The sequence below is a fragment of the Streptomyces sp. 3330 genome (genome assembly GCF_031456635.1).
Taxonomy (GTDB): domain Bacteria; phylum Actinomycetota; class Actinomycetes; order Streptomycetales; family Streptomycetaceae; genus Streptomyces.
This window is the reverse complement of sequence record NZ_JAVDVA010000021.1, coordinates 26,557-46,796: the sequence shown is the minus strand read 5'-3', so window position 1 is coordinate 46,796 and position 20,240 is coordinate 26,557. Positions and strand designations below refer to the sequence as shown.

21 protein-coding genes are annotated in these 20,240 nt (G+C 71.9%); 10 read left to right on the top strand and 11 right to left on the bottom strand.

Features of this window, described 5'->3' with window-relative positions:
• Window positions 1-12: 12 nt before the first annotated feature.
• Window positions 13-699 (bottom strand): response regulator transcription factor, encoded by a 687-nt coding sequence (locus J2X68_RS29655; protein WP_310435669.1) that lies wholly within the window; start codon window positions 697-699, stop codon window positions 13-15.
• A 314-nt stretch (window positions 700-1,013) separates the two neighbouring features.
• On the opposite strand from J2X68_RS29655, the gene J2X68_RS29650 reads away from it, so the two are divergent.
• From J2X68_RS29650 to J2X68_RS29620, 8 genes are all read left to right on the top strand, one after another.
• Window positions 1,014-1,790, top strand: a complete 777-nt coding sequence (locus J2X68_RS29650; RefSeq protein ID WP_310435668.1) for an amino acid ABC transporter ATP-binding protein — start codon at window positions 1,014-1,016, stop codon at window positions 1,788-1,790.
• Between the two features lie 64 nt (window positions 1,791-1,854).
• Window positions 1,855-2,715: a glutamate ABC transporter substrate-binding protein gene (locus J2X68_RS29645; RefSeq protein ID WP_310435667.1), complete on the top strand. Its 861-nt coding sequence runs from the start codon at window positions 1,855-1,857 to the stop codon at window positions 2,713-2,715.
• 109 nt (window positions 2,716-2,824) lie between these two features.
• Window positions 2,825-3,490, top strand: a complete 666-nt coding sequence (locus J2X68_RS29640; protein WP_310435666.1) for an amino acid ABC transporter permease — start codon at window positions 2,825-2,827, stop codon at window positions 3,488-3,490.
• A complete protein-coding gene (locus tag J2X68_RS29635; RefSeq protein WP_310435665.1) occupies window positions 3,487-4,389 on the top strand; it encodes an amino acid ABC transporter permease in 903 nt (300 codons plus the stop codon). Before J2X68_RS29640 ends, J2X68_RS29635 begins: the two co-directional genes overlap by 4 nt.
• 175 nt (window positions 4,390-4,564) lie before the next feature.
• On the top strand, window positions 4,565-6,187 hold the full coding sequence (locus J2X68_RS29630; RefSeq protein WP_310435664.1) for an FAD-dependent monooxygenase: 1,623 nt from the start codon (window positions 4,565-4,567) through the stop codon (window positions 6,185-6,187).
• 460 nt (window positions 6,188-6,647) lie between these two features.
• Entirely contained in the window at window positions 6,648-6,761 is a 114-nt protein-coding gene (locus J2X68_RS40345) for a putative leader peptide (RefSeq protein ID WP_348983243.1), read from the top strand.
• 97 nt (window positions 6,762-6,858) lie between these two features.
• Window positions 6,859-7,389: a cysteine dioxygenase gene (locus J2X68_RS29625; RefSeq protein WP_310435663.1), complete on the top strand. Its 531-nt coding sequence runs from the start codon at window positions 6,859-6,861 to the stop codon at window positions 7,387-7,389.
• Window positions 7,386-7,814 (top strand): rhodanese-like domain-containing protein, encoded by a 429-nt coding sequence (locus J2X68_RS29620; RefSeq protein WP_310435662.1) that lies wholly within the window; start codon window positions 7,386-7,388, stop codon window positions 7,812-7,814. The genes J2X68_RS29625 and J2X68_RS29620 overlap by 4 nt, the downstream gene beginning before the upstream one ends.
• A gap of 21 nt (window positions 7,815-7,835) precedes the next feature.
• On the opposite strand, the gene J2X68_RS29615 is transcribed toward J2X68_RS29620, so the two are convergent.
• The 5 genes from J2X68_RS29615 to recA form a co-directional block, all read right to left on the bottom strand.
• Window positions 7,836-8,813 (bottom strand): sugar ABC transporter substrate-binding protein, encoded by a 978-nt coding sequence (locus J2X68_RS29615; protein WP_310435661.1) that lies wholly within the window; start codon window positions 8,811-8,813, stop codon window positions 7,836-7,838.
• 290 nt (window positions 8,814-9,103) lie between these two features.
• Complete coding sequence (locus J2X68_RS29610) at window positions 9,104-11,641, bottom strand: ABC transporter permease (protein WP_310435660.1); 2,538 nt, start codon at window positions 11,639-11,641, stop codon at window positions 9,104-9,106.
• A complete protein-coding gene (locus tag J2X68_RS29605) occupies window positions 11,638-12,405 on the bottom strand; it encodes a helix-turn-helix domain-containing protein (protein WP_310435659.1) in 768 nt (255 codons plus the stop codon). Before J2X68_RS29605 ends, J2X68_RS29610 begins: the two co-directional genes overlap by 4 nt.
• A 111-nt stretch (window positions 12,406-12,516) precedes the next feature.
• Window positions 12,517-13,308, bottom strand: a complete 792-nt coding sequence (recX, locus tag J2X68_RS29600; RefSeq protein WP_310435658.1) for a recombination regulator RecX — start codon at window positions 13,306-13,308, stop codon at window positions 12,517-12,519.
• A gap of 3 nt (window positions 13,309-13,311) precedes the next feature.
• Window positions 13,312-14,442 (bottom strand): recombinase RecA, encoded by a 1,131-nt coding sequence (gene recA / locus J2X68_RS29595; protein WP_310435657.1) that lies wholly within the window; start codon window positions 14,440-14,442, stop codon window positions 13,312-13,314.
• A gap of 356 nt (window positions 14,443-14,798) precedes the next feature.
• Here recA and J2X68_RS29590 point away from each other — a divergent pair, with 356 nt between their 5' ends.
• Window positions 14,799-15,641 (top strand): hypothetical protein, encoded by an 843-nt coding sequence (locus J2X68_RS29590; RefSeq protein WP_310435656.1) that lies wholly within the window; start codon window positions 14,799-14,801, stop codon window positions 15,639-15,641.
• Between the two features lie 43 nt (window positions 15,642-15,684).
• On the opposite strand, the gene J2X68_RS29585 is transcribed toward J2X68_RS29590, so the two are convergent.
• Window positions 15,685-16,944 carry an AI-2E family transporter gene (locus J2X68_RS29585; protein WP_310435655.1) on the bottom strand — a complete coding sequence of 420 codons (1,260 nt, stop codon included), beginning with the start codon at window positions 16,942-16,944 and terminating at the stop codon, window positions 15,685-15,687.
• A gap of 60 nt (window positions 16,945-17,004) precedes the next feature.
• Window positions 17,005-17,199: a DUF3046 domain-containing protein gene (locus J2X68_RS29580; protein ID WP_310435654.1), complete on the bottom strand. Its 195-nt coding sequence runs from the start codon at window positions 17,197-17,199 to the stop codon at window positions 17,005-17,007.
• Window positions 17,200-17,278: 79 nt separating this feature from the next.
• Between J2X68_RS29580 and J2X68_RS29575 the strand changes: the two genes are divergently transcribed.
• Window positions 17,279-18,223: a hypothetical protein gene (locus tag J2X68_RS29575; protein ID WP_310435653.1), complete on the top strand. Its 945-nt coding sequence runs from the start codon at window positions 17,279-17,281 to the stop codon at window positions 18,221-18,223.
• Between the two features lie 62 nt (window positions 18,224-18,285).
• Here the strand turns inward: J2X68_RS29575 and J2X68_RS29570 are convergent, their stop codons facing one another.
• Genes J2X68_RS29570 through J2X68_RS29560 form a run of 3 tightly spaced genes read right to left on the bottom strand, consistent with a single transcriptional unit; the run spans window position 18,286 to window position 20,230 of the window.
• A complete protein-coding gene (locus tag J2X68_RS29570; RefSeq protein WP_310435652.1) occupies window positions 18,286-18,594 on the bottom strand; it encodes an AzlD domain-containing protein in 309 nt (102 codons plus the stop codon).
• Window positions 18,591-19,343, bottom strand: coding sequence for an AzlC family ABC transporter permease (locus J2X68_RS29565; protein WP_310435651.1), 753 nt, complete (start codon window positions 19,341-19,343; stop codon window positions 18,591-18,593). The genes J2X68_RS29570 and J2X68_RS29565 overlap by 4 nt, the downstream gene beginning before the upstream one ends.
• Complete coding sequence (locus tag J2X68_RS29560) at window positions 19,244-20,230, bottom strand: AraC family transcriptional regulator (protein ID WP_310435650.1); 987 nt, start codon at window positions 20,228-20,230, stop codon at window positions 19,244-19,246. Before J2X68_RS29560 ends, J2X68_RS29565 begins: the two co-directional genes overlap by 100 nt.
• Between the last annotated feature and the right edge of the window lie 10 nt (window positions 20,231-20,240).

Below are 20,240 nucleotides of genomic sequence, written 5' to 3'. Positions count from 1 at the left end.
CCGCGGTCCCCGCTAAGCGGCCGGGGCGACGAGCCGGTAGCCGACGCCGCGTACGGTCTCGATCAGCGCGGGCATGCGCAGCTTGGCTCGCAGCGAGGCCACGTGCACCTCCAGGGTGCGCCCGGTCCCCTCCCAGCTGGTGCGCCACACCTCGCTGATGATCTGTTCCCGGCGGAAGACCACGCCGGGACGCTGGGCGAGCAGCGCCAGCAGGTCGAACTCCTTGCGGGTCAGCTGGACGACCGAACCGTCCACGGTGACGCGCCGGGTCGGCAGTTCGATGTGCACGGGGCCCAGCCGCAGCGCGTCCTCGCCGCCCGCCTCCTGGTCCTCGGGGACCGTGCGGCGGCTGACGGCGTGGATACGGGCGAGCAGCTCCCCCGTGTCGTACGGCTTCACCACGTAGTCGTCGGCGCCCAGGTTGAGGCCGTGGATGCGGGAGCGCACGTCGGAGCGCGCGGTCACCATGATCACCGGGGTGGCGGTGCGCTTGCGGATCTTGCCGCAGACCTCGTAGCCGTCCTGGTCGGGCAGGCCCAGGTCGAGCAGGACGACCCCGAAGCCGGGGCCCTCCGGGACGAGGGCCTGGAGGGCCTCCTCGCCGCTGCGCGCGTGGGTGACGTCGAAACCGTGCCGCTTCAGGACGGCGGACAGCGCGGCGGCGACGTGGTTGTCGTCCTCGACGAGCAGCAGTCTCATGCCGGCCTCCTCCGGTTTATCGGGCATACGGTCTGACTCACTAATACAGGCGTTCGGTTCTCCGGTCGGGAAAACACGGGCACACGCGTGTGTGCATCATGGCAGTCACGCTGATGGACGAGGACGCCGTCAAGAGGGTTCCGGTTGCGCCCGGCTTCCGTTATCCGCCCGATACGCCCGCAGGTCACAAGTGCTACGACACGTGTCCGATTGCTATCGGATCGTGATGCTCAGATTCCCCTCAGATGTAATGACGCTGGTCGCGGCAGGTCACTACTGTCCTCCGAAACCGAGGAGGACGGAGCACCAGAGCGATGACCGAAGTATCGGTGACCAAGGAAGACGCGGTCGCGAGCGGTGAACTGGTCGTCCTGAAGAGCGTCAACAAGCACTTCGGCGCGTTGCACGTTCTCCAGGACATCGACCTCACGATCGACCGCGGCGAGGTCGTCGTGGTCATCGGACCCTCCGGGTCCGGCAAGTCGACCCTGTGCCGCACCATCAACCGCCTGGAGACGATCGACGAGGGCGCCATTACTATCGATGGGAAGCCGCTGCCCCAGGAGGGCAAGGCGCTGGCCCGGCTCCGCGCCGACGTCGGCATGGTGTTCCAGTCGTTCAACCTGTTCGCGCACAAGACCGTGCTCGAGAACGTGATGCTCGGCCAGATCAAGGTCCGCAAGACCGACAAGGCGAAGGCCGAGGAGAAGGCGCGCGCCCTCCTCGACCGGGTCGGTGTGGCCACCCAGGCCGACAAGTACCCCGCACAGCTCTCCGGTGGTCAGCAGCAGCGCGTCGCCATCGCGCGGGCGCTGGCGATGGACCCGAAGATCATGCTCTTCGACGAGCCGACCTCCGCCCTCGACCCCGAGATGATCAACGAGGTCCTCGAGGTCATGCAGCAACTGGCCCGGGACGGCATGACGATGATCGTCGTCACCCACGAGATGGGTTTCGCACGATCGGCTGCAAATCGCGTGGTGTTCATGGCGGACGGGCGCATCGTCGAAGAGGCTGCGCCCGACCAGTTCTTCAGCAATCCGCGCAGCGACCGTGCCAAGGACTTCCTGTCGAAGATCCTGCACCACTGATCTGCACCCCTGACGAAGCCCGCACCGCACGCAGTACTTCACCACTCTTCTAAGGAAGTTCCCCATGAAGCTTCGCAAGGTCACCGCCGCCTCCGCCGCAGCCCTCGTCCTCGCCCTCACCGCGACCGCCTGCGGTGGCGACGACAGCAAGGACGACACCGGCAGCGGCAGCTCCAGCGGCGGCAGCGGCAAGATCAAGGTCGGCATCAAGTACGACCAGCCCGGCCTCGGCCTGAAGAAGCCCGACGGGTCTTTCGCCGGCTTCGACGTGGACGTCGCGACGTACATCGCCAAGCAGCTCGGCTACGAGCCGGGCCAGATCGAGTTCGTCGAGACCAAAAGCGCCGACCGCGAGAACGCCCTCGCGCGCGGCGACGTGAAGTTCATCGCCGCCACCTACTCGATCAACGACGAGCGCAAGCAGAAGGTCGACTTCGCCGGCCCGTACCTGCTCGCCCACCAGGACCTGCTGGTCAAGTCGGACTCGAAGATCGCCAAGGGCGACGACCTCAACGGCAAGAACCTGTGTTCCGTGACGGGTTCGACCTCTGCGCAGAACGTGCAGAAGTCGATCGCCCCGAAGGCGAACCTCAAGGAGGTGAGCTCCTACTCGGAGTGCATCGCCGGTCTCCAGAACGGCTCCGTCGACGCGGTCACCACCGACGACTCGATCCTCGCCGGCTTCGCCTCGCAGGACCAGTACAAGGGCAAGTTCAAGCTCGCGGGCCTGAAGCTCAGCAACGAGAACTACGGCGTCGGCGTCAAGAAGGGCGACTCCGCGACCGTGGACAAGATCAACAAGGCGCTGGAGCAGATGGTCAGCGACGGCTCCTGGCAGAAGGCCGTCGACGCCAACTTCGGCCCGGCCGGTTACAAGAACGAGCCCGCCCCGAAGATCGGCGTGATCGTCCCGAACGCCTCGTAACCACAGCTCAGCAAGCGGGGTATCCGCGGTGCGCCGCCGTCCGTCGCGATCACGGCGGCGGCGCGCCCCGCCCTCCACATACGCCACCCACCCGGAAGCGCGGGAGATCGTGTTCGACTTTCTTGAAGGTTACGACGTCCTAGGGGCGTTCTGGATGACGGTGAAACTCACCGCCCTCTCCGCCGTGGGCTCCCTGGTCTGGGGCACCCTGCTGGCCGGCATGCGGGTCAGCCCGGTCCCGCTGATGCGCGGGTTCGCCACCGCCTACGTCAACATCGTCCGGAACATCCCCCTGACGGTCATCATCCTCTTCAGCTCGCTCGGCCTGGCCGACGTCTTCGGTATGACCCTGGGCGCCGAGGACTTCAAGGTCCAGGGCTTCCGGCTGGCCGTGCTCGGTCTGGTCGGCTACACCGCGGCCTTCGTGTGCGAGGCGATCCGCTCAGGCATCAACACGGTGCCCATGGGACAGGCGGAGGCGGCCCGGGCCATCGGGCTGAGCTTCACCCAGACCCTGACGCTCATCGTGCTGCCGCAGGCCTTCCGCTCGGTCATCGGCCCGCTCGCGAACGTTCTGATCGCCCTGACCAAGAACACCACGGTGGCAGCCGCCATCGGCGTCGCCGAGGCCGCCTACCTGATGAAGACGATGATCGAGAACGAGGCGCAGACGCTGCTCATCGGCGCGGTCTTCGCGTTCGGGTTCGTGGTACTGACCCTGCCGACCGGCCTCTTCCTCGGCTGGCTCAGCAAGCGACTGGCGGTGAAGCGATGAGCTCGGTCCTCTACGACACTCCCGGCCCTCGCGCCAAGCGGCGCAACGTCCTCTTCTCGGTGGTCTTCACCGTCCTGCTCGCCCTTCTCCTGTGGTGGGTGTGGCAGAAGATGGACGACAAGGACCAGCTCACCTCCGCGCTGTGGAAGCCGTTCACCGAGTCCGAGGCCTGGACGACGTACCTGCTGCCCGGCCTCGAGAACACGCTCAAAGCGGCCGCGCTCTCCATGGTGATCGCCCTTCCGCTCGGCGCGGTCTTCGGTATCGCCCGCCTGTCCGAGCACCGGTGGGTGCGGGCCGTCTCCAGCACGGTGGTCGAGTTCTTCCGGTCGATCCCCGTACTGCTGCTGATGCTGTTCGCCAACGAGTTCTACGCCCGCTCCACGGACGTCACCAGCGAGGACCGGCCCCTCTACGCCGTCGTCACCGGCCTGGTGCTCTACAACGCCTCGGTCCTCGCCGAGGTCGTCCGGGCCGGCATCCTCTCCCTGCCCAGGGGGCAGACGGAGGCCGCGTACGCGATCGGCCTGCGCAAGGGGCAGACGATGACCAGCATCCTGCTTCCGCAGGCGGTCACCGCGATGCTCCCGGCGATCGTCAGCCAGCTGGTGGTCATCGTGAAGGACACCGCGCTCGGCGGTGTGATGCTCGGGTTCCCCGAGCTGCTCAACTCCCGCGGCACGCTGGCGGCCAACTACGCCAACGTGATCCCGAGCTTCATCGTCGTCGCGATCATGTTCATCGTGCTGAACTTCATCCTCACCAGCTTCGCGAGCTGGCTGGAGCGTTACCTGCGGCGCAGCAAGCGCAGCACGGGCGCGGTGCTCGGCGTCGACAAGGTGGACGAGCTGAACGCGGCCGAGGTCGGCGGCGGCTTCGGAAGCGGCGCGTCCGCCTGACGCCCGCTCAAGTGGTGTGACCTGTACGGAGGCAGTGGCGTGCGCGCCACTGCCTCCGTCACTTGACGCAAGCAGCGGCAATGGGTTGCATACGTTCTGTGATCGTGCACCCTGCTCCTGCCTCTTGTTCCCTTACGTCCCTGAGGACACCGTCGCGGGCAGGGGGCGGCACGCCGTGGACCCGGTGATCATCGTCGGCGCGGGGCCGGTGGGACTCACGCTCGCCCTCGCGCTGGCCCGCCAGCAGGTGCCGTCCGTGGTCCTCGACGAGGGCCCCGGCAAGGACGAACCACGGCTCGCGCGCACCGTCGTCCTGCGCGAGGACACCGCCGCCCTGATCGAGCGGCTCACCGGAACGCCCCTCGACGGGGCCGGGGTCCACTGGGCCGGATGGCGGTCGATGCGGCGCAAGCAGGTGACACGCGAGGTCAGGTTCGACGACGCGACGGATCCCGCTCCCCTGCACATCGCCCAGCACGCGCTGACGGGCGTCCTGCGCGGCGCCCTCGTGAACCAGCGGCTGGTGAAGATCGCCTTGGACAGCCGCCTGGACGGCATCGAGCAGGAACCTTCCGGCGTCACGGCCCACACCCGCGGCCCCCGGGGCACCTGGTGGCGCGGCAGCCACCTGGTCGGCTGCGACGGCCCGCGTTCCACCGTCCGCAAGCTCCTCGACATCCGCTTTCCCGGCCGCACCGCGGTGGAACGACACGCCGTGGCCGCGCTGCGCACGGAACTTCCTTGGCCCGACGAGGCGCTGCTCCATCGGACACCCCCGTGGCGGGCGTCCGGCCCCTCCGCCGGGGAGGTCATCGGACGCCCGCTGCCGGACGGCGTCTGGCGCCTGGACTGGCTGCTGCCCCCCGGCAAGGACCTCGTCACCCCCGAGCTGCTCGTGGCCCGTGTCCGCGAGACCCTGGGGGGCTGGACCGGCGGCGCCACGCCCGCCTACGAGCTGCTCGACACCGGCGTCCACACCGTGCACCACCGGCTCGCCCGCCGCTGGCGCGTGGGCCGGGTGTTCGTCGCCGGGGACGCCGCGCACCTGCTCGGCGCGTTCGGCACCCAGGGCCTCGACGAGGGCCTGCGGGACGCCGACAACCTGGCCTGGAAACTGAGCCTGGCCTGGCACCACGGCTCGCACGAGGCGCTGCTCGACAGCTACCAGGCGGAGCGCCGCGCGGCCGTCGCCGCCCGGCTGCGCGCCGCCGACCAGGCGCTGCCGGTGCTGCGCGGCGGCGCGGGCATAAGGGCGTACGTCCCCGGCACGGCCCGCGGTCACGACGTGCTGCTCACCGACGGCCACCTCGGCCGCGGTCCGCTGGGCGCGCCGGGCACCTACGACGGCTCGCCGCTCGCGCCCCGTCACCTGGAGGCGGAGGTGCCCGTGGACACCCTTCCCGGCGCGCCGGTCGAGGACGTGCGCGTGACGGCGGAGGACGGCTCCTTCGTACGGCTGCGGGACCGGCTGGGGCGCGGCGCCCTGCTCGTCCTGCTCATCGCGCCGGGCACCGGCGTGTGGGAGCGTCGGCACTGGGTGGGCGCCGGGATCATGCCCCGGCTCGCCGCCGCGGTGACGGCCCTGCCGAGCCCGGCCGAGCTGCTGGTGGCCGAGAGCTATCCGGGCGCGGCCGCCCACACCGTCCTGCTGATCCGGCCCGACGGTCATCTGGTCACCGCGCTCAGCGGGGTCCGCGCGGCCGACCTGTACGCGGCGGCGGAGGCGACGGTGGGCGGCCCCACCGGGGCACGGGAGACGTCCGGGACGGAGGCCACGGCGGGCTCAGCGGCCAAGTGACGGAAGTACCCGCCACCCGCCCGCAACGGGGGCACACGGGGGTCCCACACCTTCCCGCACGGGGAGTTCGGCGCCCTCCGGCACCGGGGGGGGCAGGCGCTCGCCCGATCAGGTGCAGGACGCCGAGCGCACGGGACCGGGCCGGTGCCCGGACCCCGGAAGCGGGCGGGCCGGGCCCGTGACCGGACCCCGGAAGCGGGCGGGCCGGGCCCGTGACCGGACCCCGGAAGCGGGCGGGCCGGGCCCGTGACCGGACCCCGGAAGCACGCGGGCCGGGCCCGTGACCGGACCCCGGAAGCACGCGGGCCGGGCCCGTGACCGGACCCCGGGAGCGGGCGGGCCGGGCCCGTCCACCGGAGAAGACGTGGGAGCCGAGAACCCGGAGGAGAACCGAGGGGCGCACGCGGGATCGCACCGGCGGTGACCGTGCGGTCCACAGGGTGACAGTCAGTTGACCGGGGTGCACCGGCGTGGTGTACTCCGGATCGTGACCGACACCGATGTGCGCCTGTGGCGGAGGGTCCATATGGACCTCGTCCGCTATGCGGGCTGCGTGTGTCGTCCGTCCTGCTGAATTCGCACCCCCCTTCCCCACCGGCGCGCGCCGCCGATGCGCACTGCACCCCGTGCGCGGCCGCACGCTCCCCGCGAACGCCCTCAGGACGGTATCCGTGTCTGTCTCCCCCTCTGTGCCCACCACCGCCGTCGCCGCGCCCACGCAGGCGGACCTCCTCGACTTCGTCCGGCGCACAGCCGCCGACGCGGAGCTGATCGCCTCGCTCCCGCTGGACCCGGAAGGCCGCACCTGGGTGCGCCTGGAGGGCCCCGGCGGCAGCGAGGCCTGGCTGATCGGCTGGCCGCCCGGCACCGGCACCGGCTGGCACGACCACGCCGACTCGGTCGGCGCCTTCCTGACCGCGCGGGGCGAGCTGAAGGAGTACTCGCTCGCCGCACGGCTGCCCACCGACGGCTGGAAGACCCTGGAGCTGACGGACGACGTGGACCGGGAGCGCACGCTGCCGGCCGGCCGGGGCCGCTCCTTCGGGCGTCACCACGTCCACGAGGTCCTCAACGGGTCCACCGAGGAACACGCCGTCTCCGTCCACGCCTACTACCCGCCGCTGCCGCGCATCCGCCGCTACAGCCGTACGGGACACGTCCTGCGGCTGGAGCAGGTCGAGCGCCCCGAGGACTGGCAGTGAGCGGCCCGGTCACGCCTCGGGACGAGCGACCGGACGGCGAGCGGCCGACGGGCGTGGACGAGCTGCTGGAACGGGTGCGCGCGGGGTACGCGCGCGTGCAGGCGCGAGAGGCGTACGAGGCCGCCCGCGCGGGCGAGGCCCTGCTGATCGACATCCGGTACGCGGCCCTGCGCGAGCGGGACGGACTGATCCCCGGCGCCCTGGTCGTCGAGCGCAACGAACTGGAGTGGCGCCTCGACCCCCAGGGCAGTCACCGCCTCCCCGAGGCCACGAGTCACGACGTGCGGGCGGTCGTGATCTGCAACGAGGGTTACGCGTCCAGCCTGGCGGCCGAGTCCCTGCACCGACTGGGTCTGCACCGGGCCACCGACCTCGTCGGCGGATTCCAGGCGTGGAGGGCGGCGGGGCTTCCCGTGACGTCGTAGCCGGGCCGTAGCGCGCCGGGCTCAGTCCTGCGGCGGGCAGTAGAGCGGGGCCGTGTCCGCGTTGTCCCGGGTGACCAGGCGGACGGGCGTCCTGGCGATCCTGTCGGCCCTCCCGTCCTTGCGGAGCAGGGAGACGATGTTCTGCACCGCCAGTTCACCGGTGTCCGCGGCCGAGTTGGAGACGGTGGCGGCGAGGCTGCCGGCCTTGAGCGCGGCCAGCGCCTCGTCGGTGCCGTTCACCGTCACGATCCTGACGTCCTCGGCACCGGCCGCGTCGAAGGCCTTGCGGGCGGCGAACGCCATCTCCTCGCTGGCGACGAAGGCGTAGTCCAGGCCGGGGCGGTCCTTGATGACGGCCGCGGCGACCGTCCGCGCCTTGACGGGGTCGTACATCCCGGGCCGGCTCGCGACCACTTCGGCGTTGTCCGGCAGCCGCCGGGTGAAGGCGGCGGTGAGCAGGTCGGAGGCGGCACCGGGGGCTCCCGCGATCACCGCGACGCTCACCTCGCGGCCTGCGGCGTCCCGCTCGATCCACTCCGCGTCGAGCTCGCCCACCTTCTTCAGATCGACCACGACGGCCCCCAGGAGATCGGACGTGTCGTCGGGGGCTACCGAGGTGAGGAAGATCGGCACCCCGGCTGCCTTCGCCTCGGCGATGTCCCCGTCGAGGGCGTCGACGTCGACGGTCTGTACGACCAGCGCGTCCACCTTGCGGGCGATCATGGCCTTGATGTGGGACACCTCCGTGGCACCGTCCTGGCGCGAGTTGGCCGTGAAGAGGTGGACACCGTGGCTGCGTGCCGTCCGCTCGAAGGACTCCTGGAGGCACGTATGGAACTCGCTGGTACCGCCGTTGACGAAGCCGAGCGTGATCCTGCCCTTGACCGCGCCCGCGGGTGCCGTGGCCTGCGAGGGCCACACCCCACAGCCGGTGAGCAGCAGACCGGCGCCGACGACCGAGACGACGAGCGGTCTCCGGGAGCGGGTGGGCACGGGCATGGCGGGGCCGCCTTTCGGAAGGTGCGGGAGACAACCCCCTTGGCAGAAAGGGGGTTCACAGGCGGCAGCAGACGGTACCGGCAGGCCGGACGACCTCACCCTTCCTGGAGCGCAAGGTAATCCTGCGCTCCCTGGGGGCTGGGCTCCCTCGGGCGCTGCGACCCTCTGGCTGTGAAGCTGCGGGGTCGGTGACCCCTTGAGGTTCGGGGCCCGCGGGGGACGGGCTCCCGAGGCCCATGCCCCCGGCGGTCTCGGAGATCGCGCCGCCCCGCGGGAAACGCGGGCGTCGCTCACTCCTTGGCCGTCGCCACCGTGACCGCGCGCACCCTCAGCGCCACGCGTCCCGGCACGGCGGTGGCGACCAGCGCGAGGAGCCCGGCTGCGGCGATCACCGTGGCGTACACGAGCGGCACGACCGCCGGGGCCGCCCGCCCGGTCATGCCGACGCTGAACGCGGTCAGGACCGCCAGGGCGATGGCACTGCCGAGGGCGACGCCGAGGAGCAGGACCGACAGGGCCTCCGTGCGCAGCATGCACAGCACCTGGCGGCGGGTCGCCCCCGCGAGGCGCAACAGCGCGAACTCACGGACCCGTTCGGCGACCGACATGGCGAGCGTGTTGACCACGGCGATGGCCGTGAACGCCAGTACCAGCCCCATGGCCAGGAAGTTGACCTCGGCGTTCGCCTGCTGCCGCCCGGCCTGCAGTGAGTCGGCCGCGGCGGGTGACATCACGTGGAGCCCCGGGAACTCACGCAGGGTAGTCGCGAGTTGTGTCTGTGTGCGGGTCGTGCTGACGAACAGGGAGGAGGCGAGCGGGTTGTCGACGTGGCGGGCGATCAGGTCGTGCGAGAAGGTGAGGTCTCCGAAGCCGAGACCCCTGGCGTAGACGGCGGCGACGGTGAGCGTGGCGGGCGTGCCGTCGCCGAGCGTGAGCTTCAGGGTGCTTCCCGGCTTCAGATGGCGCTGGTCCGCGGCCAGTTCACTGACGGCGACGGTGTGCTCGGTGAGCCGGTCCAGGGAGCCGGCGGTGACATCGGGGTCCCAGGTACGGCTGACGGCGGCCGGAGTGACGCCCTGGGCCGCGTACTTGTCGAGGCCGACCCGGACGGTCGTACGGACCACCTCGGTGACGACATCGTGCTGGGCGCGCAGGTGTCGTGCCGCTTCGCCGGGCACACCGGGTCCCTGCGCGGCGACGACCCAGTCGGCGCGTACGCCCTCGCGGACCTGGGCGCGGGCCGCGTCGCCGAGGGTGGGCTGGACGAACAGCACCGTGCAGGCCATGCCGACGAGCAGGGTGAGCGGGGTGACGACGGAGGCCGTACGGACCGCGTTTCCGCGGAGGTTGGCGGTGGCGAGCCTGCCGCCGGGACCGGTCAGGCGCAGCGGACCGGCGAGGAGGAACACGGCCGCCTCGACCAGGAGAGGCCCGAGCAGCGCGACGGAGGTGGACAGGACGACGACGGCGAGGAAGGTCACGGGCGTCGAGGCGGACTCGGTGCGCAGGAAGCCGAGGACGCTGACCAGGACCGCCCCGGCCGCGAAAAGCAGCACTCCGGCGAACAGGCGCCCCCAGGCGGGCCGGGTGCGCTCGCTCCGGGCCTCGGACAGCGCCTCTGCCGGGCGGATCCGGGCCACCCGTCGGGAGGCGATCCGCGCGGAGCCCCAGGCGCCGAACAGGGTCGCGGCGAGCGCGGCGAGCGGCGGGAGAGGACTCACGGTGTGCTGGAGCGAGGCCGGCACGGCGCCGAGGGCGACGAACCTGTCGTGCAGCAGACCCCCCAGGGGAAGCCCCAGCAGCGATCCGGCCGTGCCCGCGGCCAGCGCGACGATCAGGGCCTCGCGCCCGAGGAGGCTGCGGATCTGCCCGGAGGTGGCGGCGATGGCCCGCAGCAGGGCGAGTTCGCGTCGACGCTGCTGGACGGAGAGCGCGAGGGTCCCGACGACCACCAGGACCGCCACGAGCAGTGAGGTGCCGCCCATCGCTCCGCCCATGCTGACCAGCTTGACGCGGGCCGCGGCGGCGTCCAGGAACTCGACGGACCCTCGGTCGTCACCGGTGCTGACCTGGGCTCCGGTGCCGTGCAGCGCCATGGCGACCGCCTCGCGGAGCCGGCCCGGGTCGGTGCCCGGCGTCCCCAGCACACCGAACGCGGTGACCTGCCCGGGGTGAGCGGCGAGACGGCGGGCCTCGCCGGTGGAGAAGAAGAGGGCGCTCTGGTGGCGCACGGCTGTGGCGGGTGCGGCGATGCCGGAGACGCGGTAGGTGCGCGGGGCCTGGGTCGACTGGACGGTGAGCCGGTCGCCGGGGGCGAGACGGGCGCGTGCGGCGAGGTCGCGGTCGACGACCACGTCGGTGGCGGCTGCGGGAGCGGTGCCCGTGGTGAGCCGGTAGGGGGTCAGCGCGGCGGAGTCCCAGGCGTGACCGTAGGCGGGCCTGTCGTCGCCGCTCGTCGCACCGGCGGGGATCAACGGCTCGGCGAGGAAAGTGATTTCGGGGATCACCCGGGCGACACCGGGGGCGCCGGAGAGCCTGCGTTCGAGGCCGGCCGGGAGCCAGGCGCGTTCGGCGATGGGTTTGGCCTTGTGCTTGACCTTGGTCTTGCCCTTCTTGTGCTTGACGGTGGTTCGGTGGACGTTCTGGTCGGCGGAGACCACGACCGGGGCCGCCGCATAGCGCTCGGTGCGGATGGCGCCCCGCAGTCCCGTCTCCAGGAGGGTGCCGCAGGCGCTGATCAGGGCGGCCGCGCACAGCAGCGCGAGGAAGGCGCCCAGGAAGCCCGTCTTGCGGGCGCGGACAGTCTTCAGGGCATAGCGCAGCATCATGAGGGGTCGGCCTCTCTTTCCTGACGGACGGCGTCGGCGGCGGTCGAGAGGTCGACGGAGGGGATGGACGGGGCGGAGGGGGTTGAGTCCATGGAGGGGGCGGGACCGGGAGAGGACGTGGGGAAGGCGAGGAAGCGGGTCAGCAGGGTGCGCGCGCCAGGAGGTGTCGCTGCCGCGGGTCGCTTGTACCGGTTGAGGAGAGCGATGTACTCCTCGAAGAATTCGCGGAGTTCGGGCAGCGTGAGCCGGATGGTGCCGCGCGAGCAGGGGAACGCGTCCGCCCACGGATCACCGTCCTGGGCGTCGCGTTGGAGCCGTTCGAAGAGGTCCAGATCGGCGGCGTAGGCATGGTGGTTCAGCTCGTCCATGACGAGTCGCATCTCGGGACTCTGACGGCTGCGCGGCGGGAACCGGCGGTCGCCCGGGACCGCCCGCCACCAGCGCTCCCGGTGCGTGGACGGCTCCGCCCGTCTGGCTTCGGCCCGGTTCTCGTGCCGGTGCGCGGACTTGTCTCCGTCGGTCTCCTCGACGAAGCCGTACCGGGCCAGCTCACGCAGGTGATAGCTGGTGGACCCGGTGTTCAGGCCGAGGGCGCGGGCGAGCGTCGCCGAGGTGGCCGGGCCGTACAGGGTGAGGTGTTCGAGCATGCGCTGACGGCGCGGCTGGGCGAGCGCCTTGAGTGCGGCGAGGTCGCCGAGTTCGACAGGGGGCGGGGAGGCGTGTTCCGCTCCCGGACGCTCGTTGGCACCGGGTTCCTGGGGCATGCGTACACACTCGCCTGTACACAGATGGCTGCGCGCTGAGGCGGCCCGGCGTCCTCAAGCGGGGGTTGTCCCCACCCCGCTGATGACAACCCCTCGTTCAGCGCCCGCCGTTCAGAACTCCTCGCCGTCCAGGAACTCCGTGTCCTGGCCCTCTTCCTCCAGCGCCTGCCGGACCACCCGCAGGGCCATGCCCTCGGGATAGCCCTTGCGCGCGAGCATGCCGGCGAGGCGGCGCAGCCGTTTGTCGCGGTCGAGGCCGCGGGTCGAGCGCAGCTTGCGGGCGACGAGCTCGCGTGCCGTCTCCTCCTCCTGCTCGGAGTCGAGCCGGCCGACGGCGTCCTCGATCAGCTCCGAGTCGACTCCCTTGGTCCGCAGCTCCCGTGCGAGCGCCCGCCGGGCGAGCCCCCGGCCATGGTGCCGCGACTCCACCCAGGCGTCCGCGAAGGCGCCGTCGTTGATCAGACCGACCTCCTCGAACCGCGAGAGCACCTCCTCGGCCACGTCGTCCGGGATCTCTCGCTTGCGCAGGGCGTCGGCGAGTTGCTTCCGGGTGCGCGGGGTCCCGGTGAGCAGGCGCAGGCAGACAGCCCGTGCCCGCTCAGCCGGGTCCCCTGAAGACTCCCCCCGCTCGGCCCTCGACGAGGAGGAGGCGCCTTCGTCCTCGGTGGACGGTTCTCCGAAGCCGCGCCGACGGCGCCCACGCCTCTCGCGTGGACCTCCATCGCCGCCGCGCCGCGCCCGGCCGCCACGGGGCCGGACGTCGCCGTCCGTCCCGTCGTCGTGGTGCGCATCGCCTTCCGGCCGGTCGTCGCCGGCTTGGGCGGGGCCGTCGTCGGCCCCGCCCCCCGCCCCCCAGGGGGTGTCGGGTCGGACGTACTCGGCCCAGTCCGTTCGTCGCGTCACGGATCAGCTCTTGGCAGCCGCGGCCTTGGTCTTGGCCGTCTTGGCGGCGGCAGCCGGAACCGCCTTGGCGGCGTCGTCCGCGGGCGTGCCCGCGGCACCGGCTGCGACCGCGGCCGGCTCGGCGGCGGGCTCCTCCGGACGCACGCCGACGCCCAGCTTCTCCTTGATCTTCTTCTCGATCTCGTTGGCGAGGTCGGGGTTGTCCTTCAGGAAGTTACGGGCGTTCTCCTTGCCCTGTCCCAGCTGGTCGCCCTCGTACGTGTACCAGGCGCCGGCCTTGCGGACGAAGCCGTTCTCCACGCCCATGTCGATCAGACCGCCCTCGCGGCTGATGCCCTGCCCGTAGAGGATGTCGAACTCGGCCTGCTTGAAGGGCGGCGCGACCTTGTTCTTGACGACCTTGACGCGGGTGCGGTTGCCGACCGCGTCCGTGCCGTCCTTCAGGGTCTCGATGCGTCGGATGTCGAGGCGCACCGAGGCGTAGAACTTCAGCGCCCGGCCACCGGTCGTGGTCTCCGGGGAGCCGAACATCACGCCGATCTTCTCGCGGAGCTGGTTGATGAAGATCGCGGTGGTCTTGGACTGGTTGAGGGCGCTGGTGATCTTCCGCAGTGCCTGGCTCATCAGACGGGCCTGGAGGCCGACGTGGCTGTCGCCCATCTCGCCCTCGATCTCGGCGCGCGGGACGAGTGCGGCGACGGAGTCGATCACGATGAGGTCGAGGGCGCCGGAACGGACCAGCATGTCCACGATCTCGAGAGCCTGCTCGCCGTTGTCCGGCTGCGAGAGGATCAGGTTGTCGATGTCGACGCCGAGCTTCTTCGCGTACTCGGGGTCGAGAGCGTGCTCCGCGTCCACGAAGGCGACCTGTCCGCCGGCCTTCTGCGCGTTCGCCACGGCGTGCAGCGTCAGCGTCGTCTTACCGGAGGACTCCGGGCCGTACACCTCCACCACGCGGCCTCGCGGCAGCCCGCCGACCCCGAGGGCGACGTCGAGCGCGGTCGACCCGGTGGGGATGACCTCGATGGGCTCGTTCGGTCGCTCGCCGAGACGCATCACGGCGCCCTTGCCGAACTGCCGTTCAATCTGTGCGAGAGCGGCATCGAGTGCCTTCTCGCGGTCGGTTCCTGCCATGGGTTCCACCCGGTTTGCTTGAGTCGATCGCTTCACGTCAAAGACGCTAACGCCTGCCACTGACAATGCGCCCCGACGCCGGTCCGGCCTGTGGATAACTCGGGTGCTCATCCGTCCGAAACGGGACGGAACACCCGGCCAGCGTCTCACCGGAGCCTTAATAAGAATGGATGTTCGATTTCTGTGTCAAGCGCACCACGCGGCGCTTCCGAGGCTACGTGCACGCGCCGGCCGCACCCCCGCTCCTTCTCGCGCGGGCCTGCGTCCCCCGCGTTCCCGGCTGCTTCCCCGGGCGTACGACGGGTGTCTCCGGCGGGACGACGACGGCGCACGACACGGGCCGGGACGCTCGGTGCATGGATCAGCAGAAGAGCGGGGGCGCCCGTGGCGAAGCGGAGTCCGGGCACCCGGTCCCGCACCCCCGTCCCCCGCACGGCCAGGACCACCCGTACGTCCGGTACCCCCGAGACCGCCTTTACCACCTCTACGGGACGACGGCATTTCTGCTGATCCTCTCCGGGCTCGTCCACCTCGTGGTGTTCGCCGTCGACGGCGGCCCCTGGAACGGGCCCGTCTCCCGGCGCAAGCCGGTGACCTTCGGGCTCTCCTTCGGGGTGACGCTCCTCGCCGTCGTCCGGGTCACCTCGTATGTGCGGATGGGGACGCGGCCGCGCGCCACGCTGCTCGGGGTGTTCGCCGCCGACTGTGTCGTGGAGGTCGCGGGCATCACCCTCCAGGCGTGGCGTGGAGTGCCCTCCCACCTGGACATGGAGACGCCCTTCGACACGGCCGTGTCCATGGTGCTGGCGGTCGGCGGCGGGGTCCTCGTGGTGGTGCTCGCCTGCTTCGCCGTGGCGTCCTTCCGGCACCGGCCGACGGGCCCGGCCGGGATGGCCCTCGCGGTGCGCTCCGGCTTCGCGATCCTGCTCGTCGCGCTCGCCTCGGGGGCGGCGATGATCGCGCGCGGTGTCGTGCTCACCCGCACGGGACACCAGGAGGCCGCGTATCACTCGACGGCCGCGCTCAAGCCGCTGCACGGGGTGAGCCTGCACGCCGTCCTGGTGCTGCCCGCCCTGGCCTGGCTGCTGTCCCGGACGCCGTGGAGCGAGGCGGTGCGCCGGCGCGTCGTGGCCGCGGCGGTGGGCTGCTACGCGGCCGCGGTCGCCGCGGCCGGACTGTGGGCGGTCCTCAGGTACTGACCTCCGCCATCCCGCGCCGGACTCCCCCGCGACCCGTCCGCCCTCAGCCGGACTCGCTCCGCGGCCCGTCCTGCCGGCGCCGCGTCCGGTCCCACAGCCGCCGCGCGCGCGTGAGCGGGCCCGGCCCCTCACCGCGTCTGCGGTGTCCGTGGACACGGGGGTCGTCCGTGACGTCGTAACGCTTCACGTAGGCGCCCAGGAAGGCCTGGAGCGTCGCGACCGCCGGGATGGCGACCAGCGCGCCGACGGCGCCGAGGAGGGCGGTGCCCGCGATGACCGAGCCGAAAGCGACGGCGGGGTGGATGTCGACGGTCTTCGAGGTCAGCTTGGGCTGGAGCATGTAGTTCTCGAACTGCTGGTAGACCACGACGAAGATGAGCACCCACAGCGCGTACAGCGGCGAGACCGTGAAGGCGATCAGCATGGGCAGCGCGCCCGCGAGGTAGGTGCCGATGGTGGGGATGAACTGCGAGACCACGCCCACCCAGACGGCGAGCACGGGCGCGTACGGGATGCCGAGCGCCTCGAGCAGCACGTAGTGCGCGAGGCCGGAGATCAACGCCATCAGTCCGCGCGAGTACAGATAGCCACCGGTCTTGTCGACGGCGATCTCCCACGCCCTCAGCACCTCGGCCTGCCGGGCGGGCGGCAGGACGGAGCACAGCGCGCGGCGCAGGCGCGGTCCGTCGGCGGCGAAGTAGAACGAGAACAGGGCGATGGTCAGCAGCCGGAAGAGACCGCCCAGGACCTGCGTGGAGACGTCCAGCACCCCGGCGGCACTGTTCTGGGCGTACTTCCTCAGCCACTCGGAGTGGAGCAGGCCCTCCTGGATGTCCACGCGCCTGAGCTCGGTGTGGAACGTGGTGTTGATCCAGTTGATCACCGAATCGAGGTAGTCGGGGAAGCCCTCGATCATCTTGATGATCTGACCCGCGAGCATCGAGCCGAGCAGCGTGAAGAATCCGGCGGCCACGATCAGCAGGCCGAAGAAGACCAGGAAGGTGGCCAGCCCCCTGCGCATCCCGCGGGCCGACAGCCGGCTGACCGCCGGCTCTATGGCGAGGGCCAGGAAGAACGCGATCAGGATGTTGAGCAGCAGCCCGATGAGCTGGTGGAAGGCCCAGAGCCCCAGCTGGAACACACCGATGAGGGCGAGCGCGAGCACCATGGCGCGCGGGAGCCAGCGCGGCATCCGCGCGCCCTGTCCCGCTCCGCCGTCGGCCGGGGGCCGCCCGGTGGGCGGCGTCGCGCCGGGCGCGGGTGTGTGCCGGGCGACCTGCCCGGTCTCGTCAGTGGGTGCCACGGACCAAGTCTCGCCTACGGCACCGACAATCGGAGAATCGCCGGCGGTCTGCTCCCGGGATCAGCGCATCTCCTGGGGAACGTTCATCACCGTGCACACCACGCGCCACACGTCCTTGGCCTCCCAGCCGGCGGCCAGCGCCTCGTGCACCGTACGTCCGCCGAGTTCCGCCATCACGTGATCGCGCGCGAACGTCTCGGCGTACCCCGCACCGAAGTGCTCGTCCATTCGCTGCCAGAAGACCGTCAACCGCATGACATCAGTATCCCGCGCGCGGGGGTGCCCCTCGCCGGGACCGCCTGCCGAGACCGCTTTCCGCCCTACGGTCTGACGCATGGCCGAATCCGGAGCATCCCCACTCCCCCCGACGCCCACGGCGCGCTCCCCGCTCTTCCGCGCCGAGCACTTCGTCTGGCTCACCGCGCGCGTGCTGGAGCAGCGCCTCTTCGCGCACGACTTCCTGCACGGCGCCGCCGACCCCGTCGAGACCGCCCTCGACGCCTACCGCAACGAGGACGGCGGATACGGCCACGCGCTGGAGCCCGATCTGCGCGGCCCCGTGAGCCAGCCCCTGCACACCGCGCGGGCCCTGCGCGTCCTGGACTCCGTCGGCCGTCTCGGCGGCCGGCGCGTGGAGCGGGTCTGCAGCTATCTGACCTCGGTCTCCACCGCCGACGGCGCGCTGCCGGCGATCCATCCCAGCCAGCGCGGGTACCCGGCGGCCCCCTTCATCCCCATCGTGGACGACCCGCCCAGCGAACTCCTGGCCACCGGACCGGTGGTGGGCCTGCTGCACCGCAACGACGTGTGGCACGCCTGGCTGTTCAGAGCCACGGACTTCTGCTGGCAGGCGATCGACTCGCTGGAGCGGTCCCATCCCTACGAGATCCAGGCCGCCGTGGCCTTCCTGGACTCCGCGACCGACCGACCGCGCGCGGAAGCGGCGGCCGACCGGCTGGGCCGCCTGGTGCGCGCGCACCGGCTCGCCGCGCTGGACCCGGACCATCTGGACGCGTACCCGGTCGCGCCCGGCTACGCCCCCGGCGAGCACCACTTCCCGTACGACTTCGCGCGGACGCCGCACTCCCTCGCGCGGGCGTGGTTCACCGACGACGAGATGGAACGCTCCCTGGACCACCTCGCCGGCGATCAGCGGCAGGACGGCGGCTGGCCCATCCGGTGGCGCAGCTGGGCGCCCGGCACCGCTCTGGAGGCCCGTCCCATGGTGACGATCGAGGCCCTGCGCACCCTCAGGGCCTACGGCCGCGCCATCGGCTGACCCGGGCGGCCACCGCCCGGGCGACGCCCGCCCGGCCCCGGACGGCTCTCCCCGCGTCCTTCTCACCCTCCCAGGGCCCGCACCCCCGCGGTCACCACCACGGCTGCCGCGACGACCAGCAGGAAGGGAGCCCGCAGGACGAGGGCGACGACGGCCGCGGCGAGCCCCGCGGCCCTGGCGTCCACCACGAGCGCGTGCCCGTCCGCGAAGGTCTGCTGGGCGGTGAGGGCGGCGAGCAGGGCGACGGGCAGGAGGGCGGCGAACCGCCTGACGAGGGGCCGTTCGAGAAGGCCCGCGGGGACGAGCAGTCCGGCGAGCTTGACCGCGTAGCAGCCGAGGGCGGTCGCGGCGATGGCGATCCAGGTGTTCAACGCTCCTCCTCCCCCGTGTCGACCCGGCCGGCCGCCCGACCGGCCCGGCGGCCCTCGACGTACAGGACGACCGGCACGGCGAGCGCGGCCATCAGCACGGGCACACCCGCGGGCAGTACGGGCAGCAGGCCCAGCCCCAGGAGCACCGCGAGCCCGGCGACGGCCCGCTCGGCCGTGGTCCTCAGCATGGGCGCGAGCAGGGCGAGGAAGACGGCGGGGCCGGCCGCGTCGAGCCCCCACGCGTCCGTGTCCCCGATGGCCTCGGCGCCCAGGGCGCCCAGCAGCGTGGTGAGGTTCCACAGCACGTACAGCGTCAGGCCGGTGACGCCGAAACCGATGCGCGCGGCACGCCGCCCGGGCTGGGCGAGCGAGACGGCCGCCGTCTCGTCGATCACCCACTGGGCGGCGAACGGGCGCACCGCGCGCGGGAGCGCCAGCGACTGCGACAGACGCAGGCCGTAGAAGGCGTTGCGCACGCCCAGGAAGAAGGCGCCCGCTGCCGCCGTCAGGGGATTGCCGCCCGCCGCCAGCGCCCCGACGAGGGCGAACTGGGAGGCCCCCGTGAAGACGAGCAGACTGAGCGCGCAGGTCTGCCAGACCGAGAGTCCGCTGCCCGCCGAGGTCACCCCGAAGGCGAAGCCGGAGAGTCCTACGGCGATCCCGACGCCGAGGGCGTCCCGGACGACGGCGGCGTCCGGTCGTCCACCGCCGTCGGCGCGTATGTCCTGGAGAGCTGTCTGTTCTGCCACGACCACGACGGTACGAGCAGCCCTTCGGACGGGTCTTGTACGTTCTTGCGCTCCCGCTGGTAGGCCCCCGGCGGGACCCCGACGATCCGGGCGAAGTGGCGGTTGAGGTGCGGCTGGTCGGTGAAGCCCACCTCGACGGCCGCCTCCGCGGGAGCGACGCCCGCGTCCAGCAGCCGCCGCGCCCGCCGTACCCGGGCATCGGTCAGCCAGGCGTGCGGCGGCAGCCCGTACGCGTCCCGGAAGGCCCGCAGCAGCGCGAACGAGCTGGTCCCCAGGCCCGCGGCCAGCTCCTCCAGTGTCGGCGGATCGGTGAGCCGCTCCTCCAGGACGCCCCGCGCGCGGGCGGCGATCCGCGCCCCGGCCGACCGCACCTCCCGCTGCGGCAGCGGGCCGCCGTTGAGCCGCAGCAGCCGCGTCACGGCCACCCGCAGCAGGGTGTCGGCGGCCAGCGCGTTGCCCTCCTCGGCGGCGCGCAGCACCTGGTGCACGAGCCCGACGGCGTACGCGTCGTCCAGTACGGGACTGACGAATCCCGGGGCGCCGCGAAGAGTCGTGGTCTCGGCCGCGATCTCGGCCACCACCTCGGGCGACGGATACACGGCCCCGTACCGCCAGCCCTCCGGCACCCCGGCCCGCCCGGTGTGCGGGGTGTCCGGGTTGACCAGGGCGAGCGTCCCCGCCCCCGCGTACTGATCGGCCCCGCGGTGGTGGAAGACCTCCACGCCCTCGGCGATGGCGGCGATCACGAAGTGCTCGTGGGTGTGCCGTACGAAGGTCTTGCGGACGTACCGGGCCCGCAGCAGGTCGACACCGGGCAGCTCCGCGTACCGCCAGTGCCGCGCCCGCTCACCTGAACCAGAACCCGAACCCGAACCCGAACGCACCACACACCCATTC

Coding starts and splice junctions, on each gene's coding strand:
- J2X68_RS29615 (WP_310435661.1), bottom strand. CDS start 8,813: ATGCCCGTGCCCACCCGCTCCCGGAGACCGCTCGTCGTCTCGGTCGTC.
- J2X68_RS29655 (WP_310435669.1), bottom strand. CDS start 699: ATGAGACTGCTGCTCGTCGAGGACGACAACCACGTCGCCGCCGCGCTG.
- J2X68_RS29610 (WP_310435660.1), bottom strand. CDS start 11,641: ATGATGCTGCGCTATGCCCTGAAGACTGTCCGCGCCCGCAAGACGGGC.
- J2X68_RS29635 (WP_310435665.1), top strand. CDS start 3,487: ATGAGCTCGGTCCTCTACGACACTCCCGGCCCTCGCGCCAAGCGGCGC.
- J2X68_RS29580 (WP_310435654.1), bottom strand. CDS start 17,199: ATGCGGTTGACGGTCTTCTGGCAGCGAATGGACGAGCACTTCGGTGCG.
- J2X68_RS29650 (WP_310435668.1), top strand. CDS start 1,014: ATGACCGAAGTATCGGTGACCAAGGAAGACGCGGTCGCGAGCGGTGAA.
- J2X68_RS29590 (WP_310435656.1), top strand. CDS start 14,799: ATGGATCAGCAGAAGAGCGGGGGCGCCCGTGGCGAAGCGGAGTCCGGG.
- recA (WP_310435657.1), bottom strand. CDS start 14,442: ATGGCAGGAACCGACCGCGAGAAGGCACTCGATGCCGCTCTCGCACAG.
- J2X68_RS29605 (WP_310435659.1), bottom strand. CDS start 12,405: ATGCCCCAGGAACCCGGTGCCAACGAGCGTCCGGGAGCGGAACACGCC.
- J2X68_RS29575 (WP_310435653.1), top strand. CDS start 17,279: ATGGCCGAATCCGGAGCATCCCCACTCCCCCCGACGCCCACGGCGCGC.
- J2X68_RS29645 (WP_310435667.1), top strand. CDS start 1,855: ATGAAGCTTCGCAAGGTCACCGCCGCCTCCGCCGCAGCCCTCGTCCTC.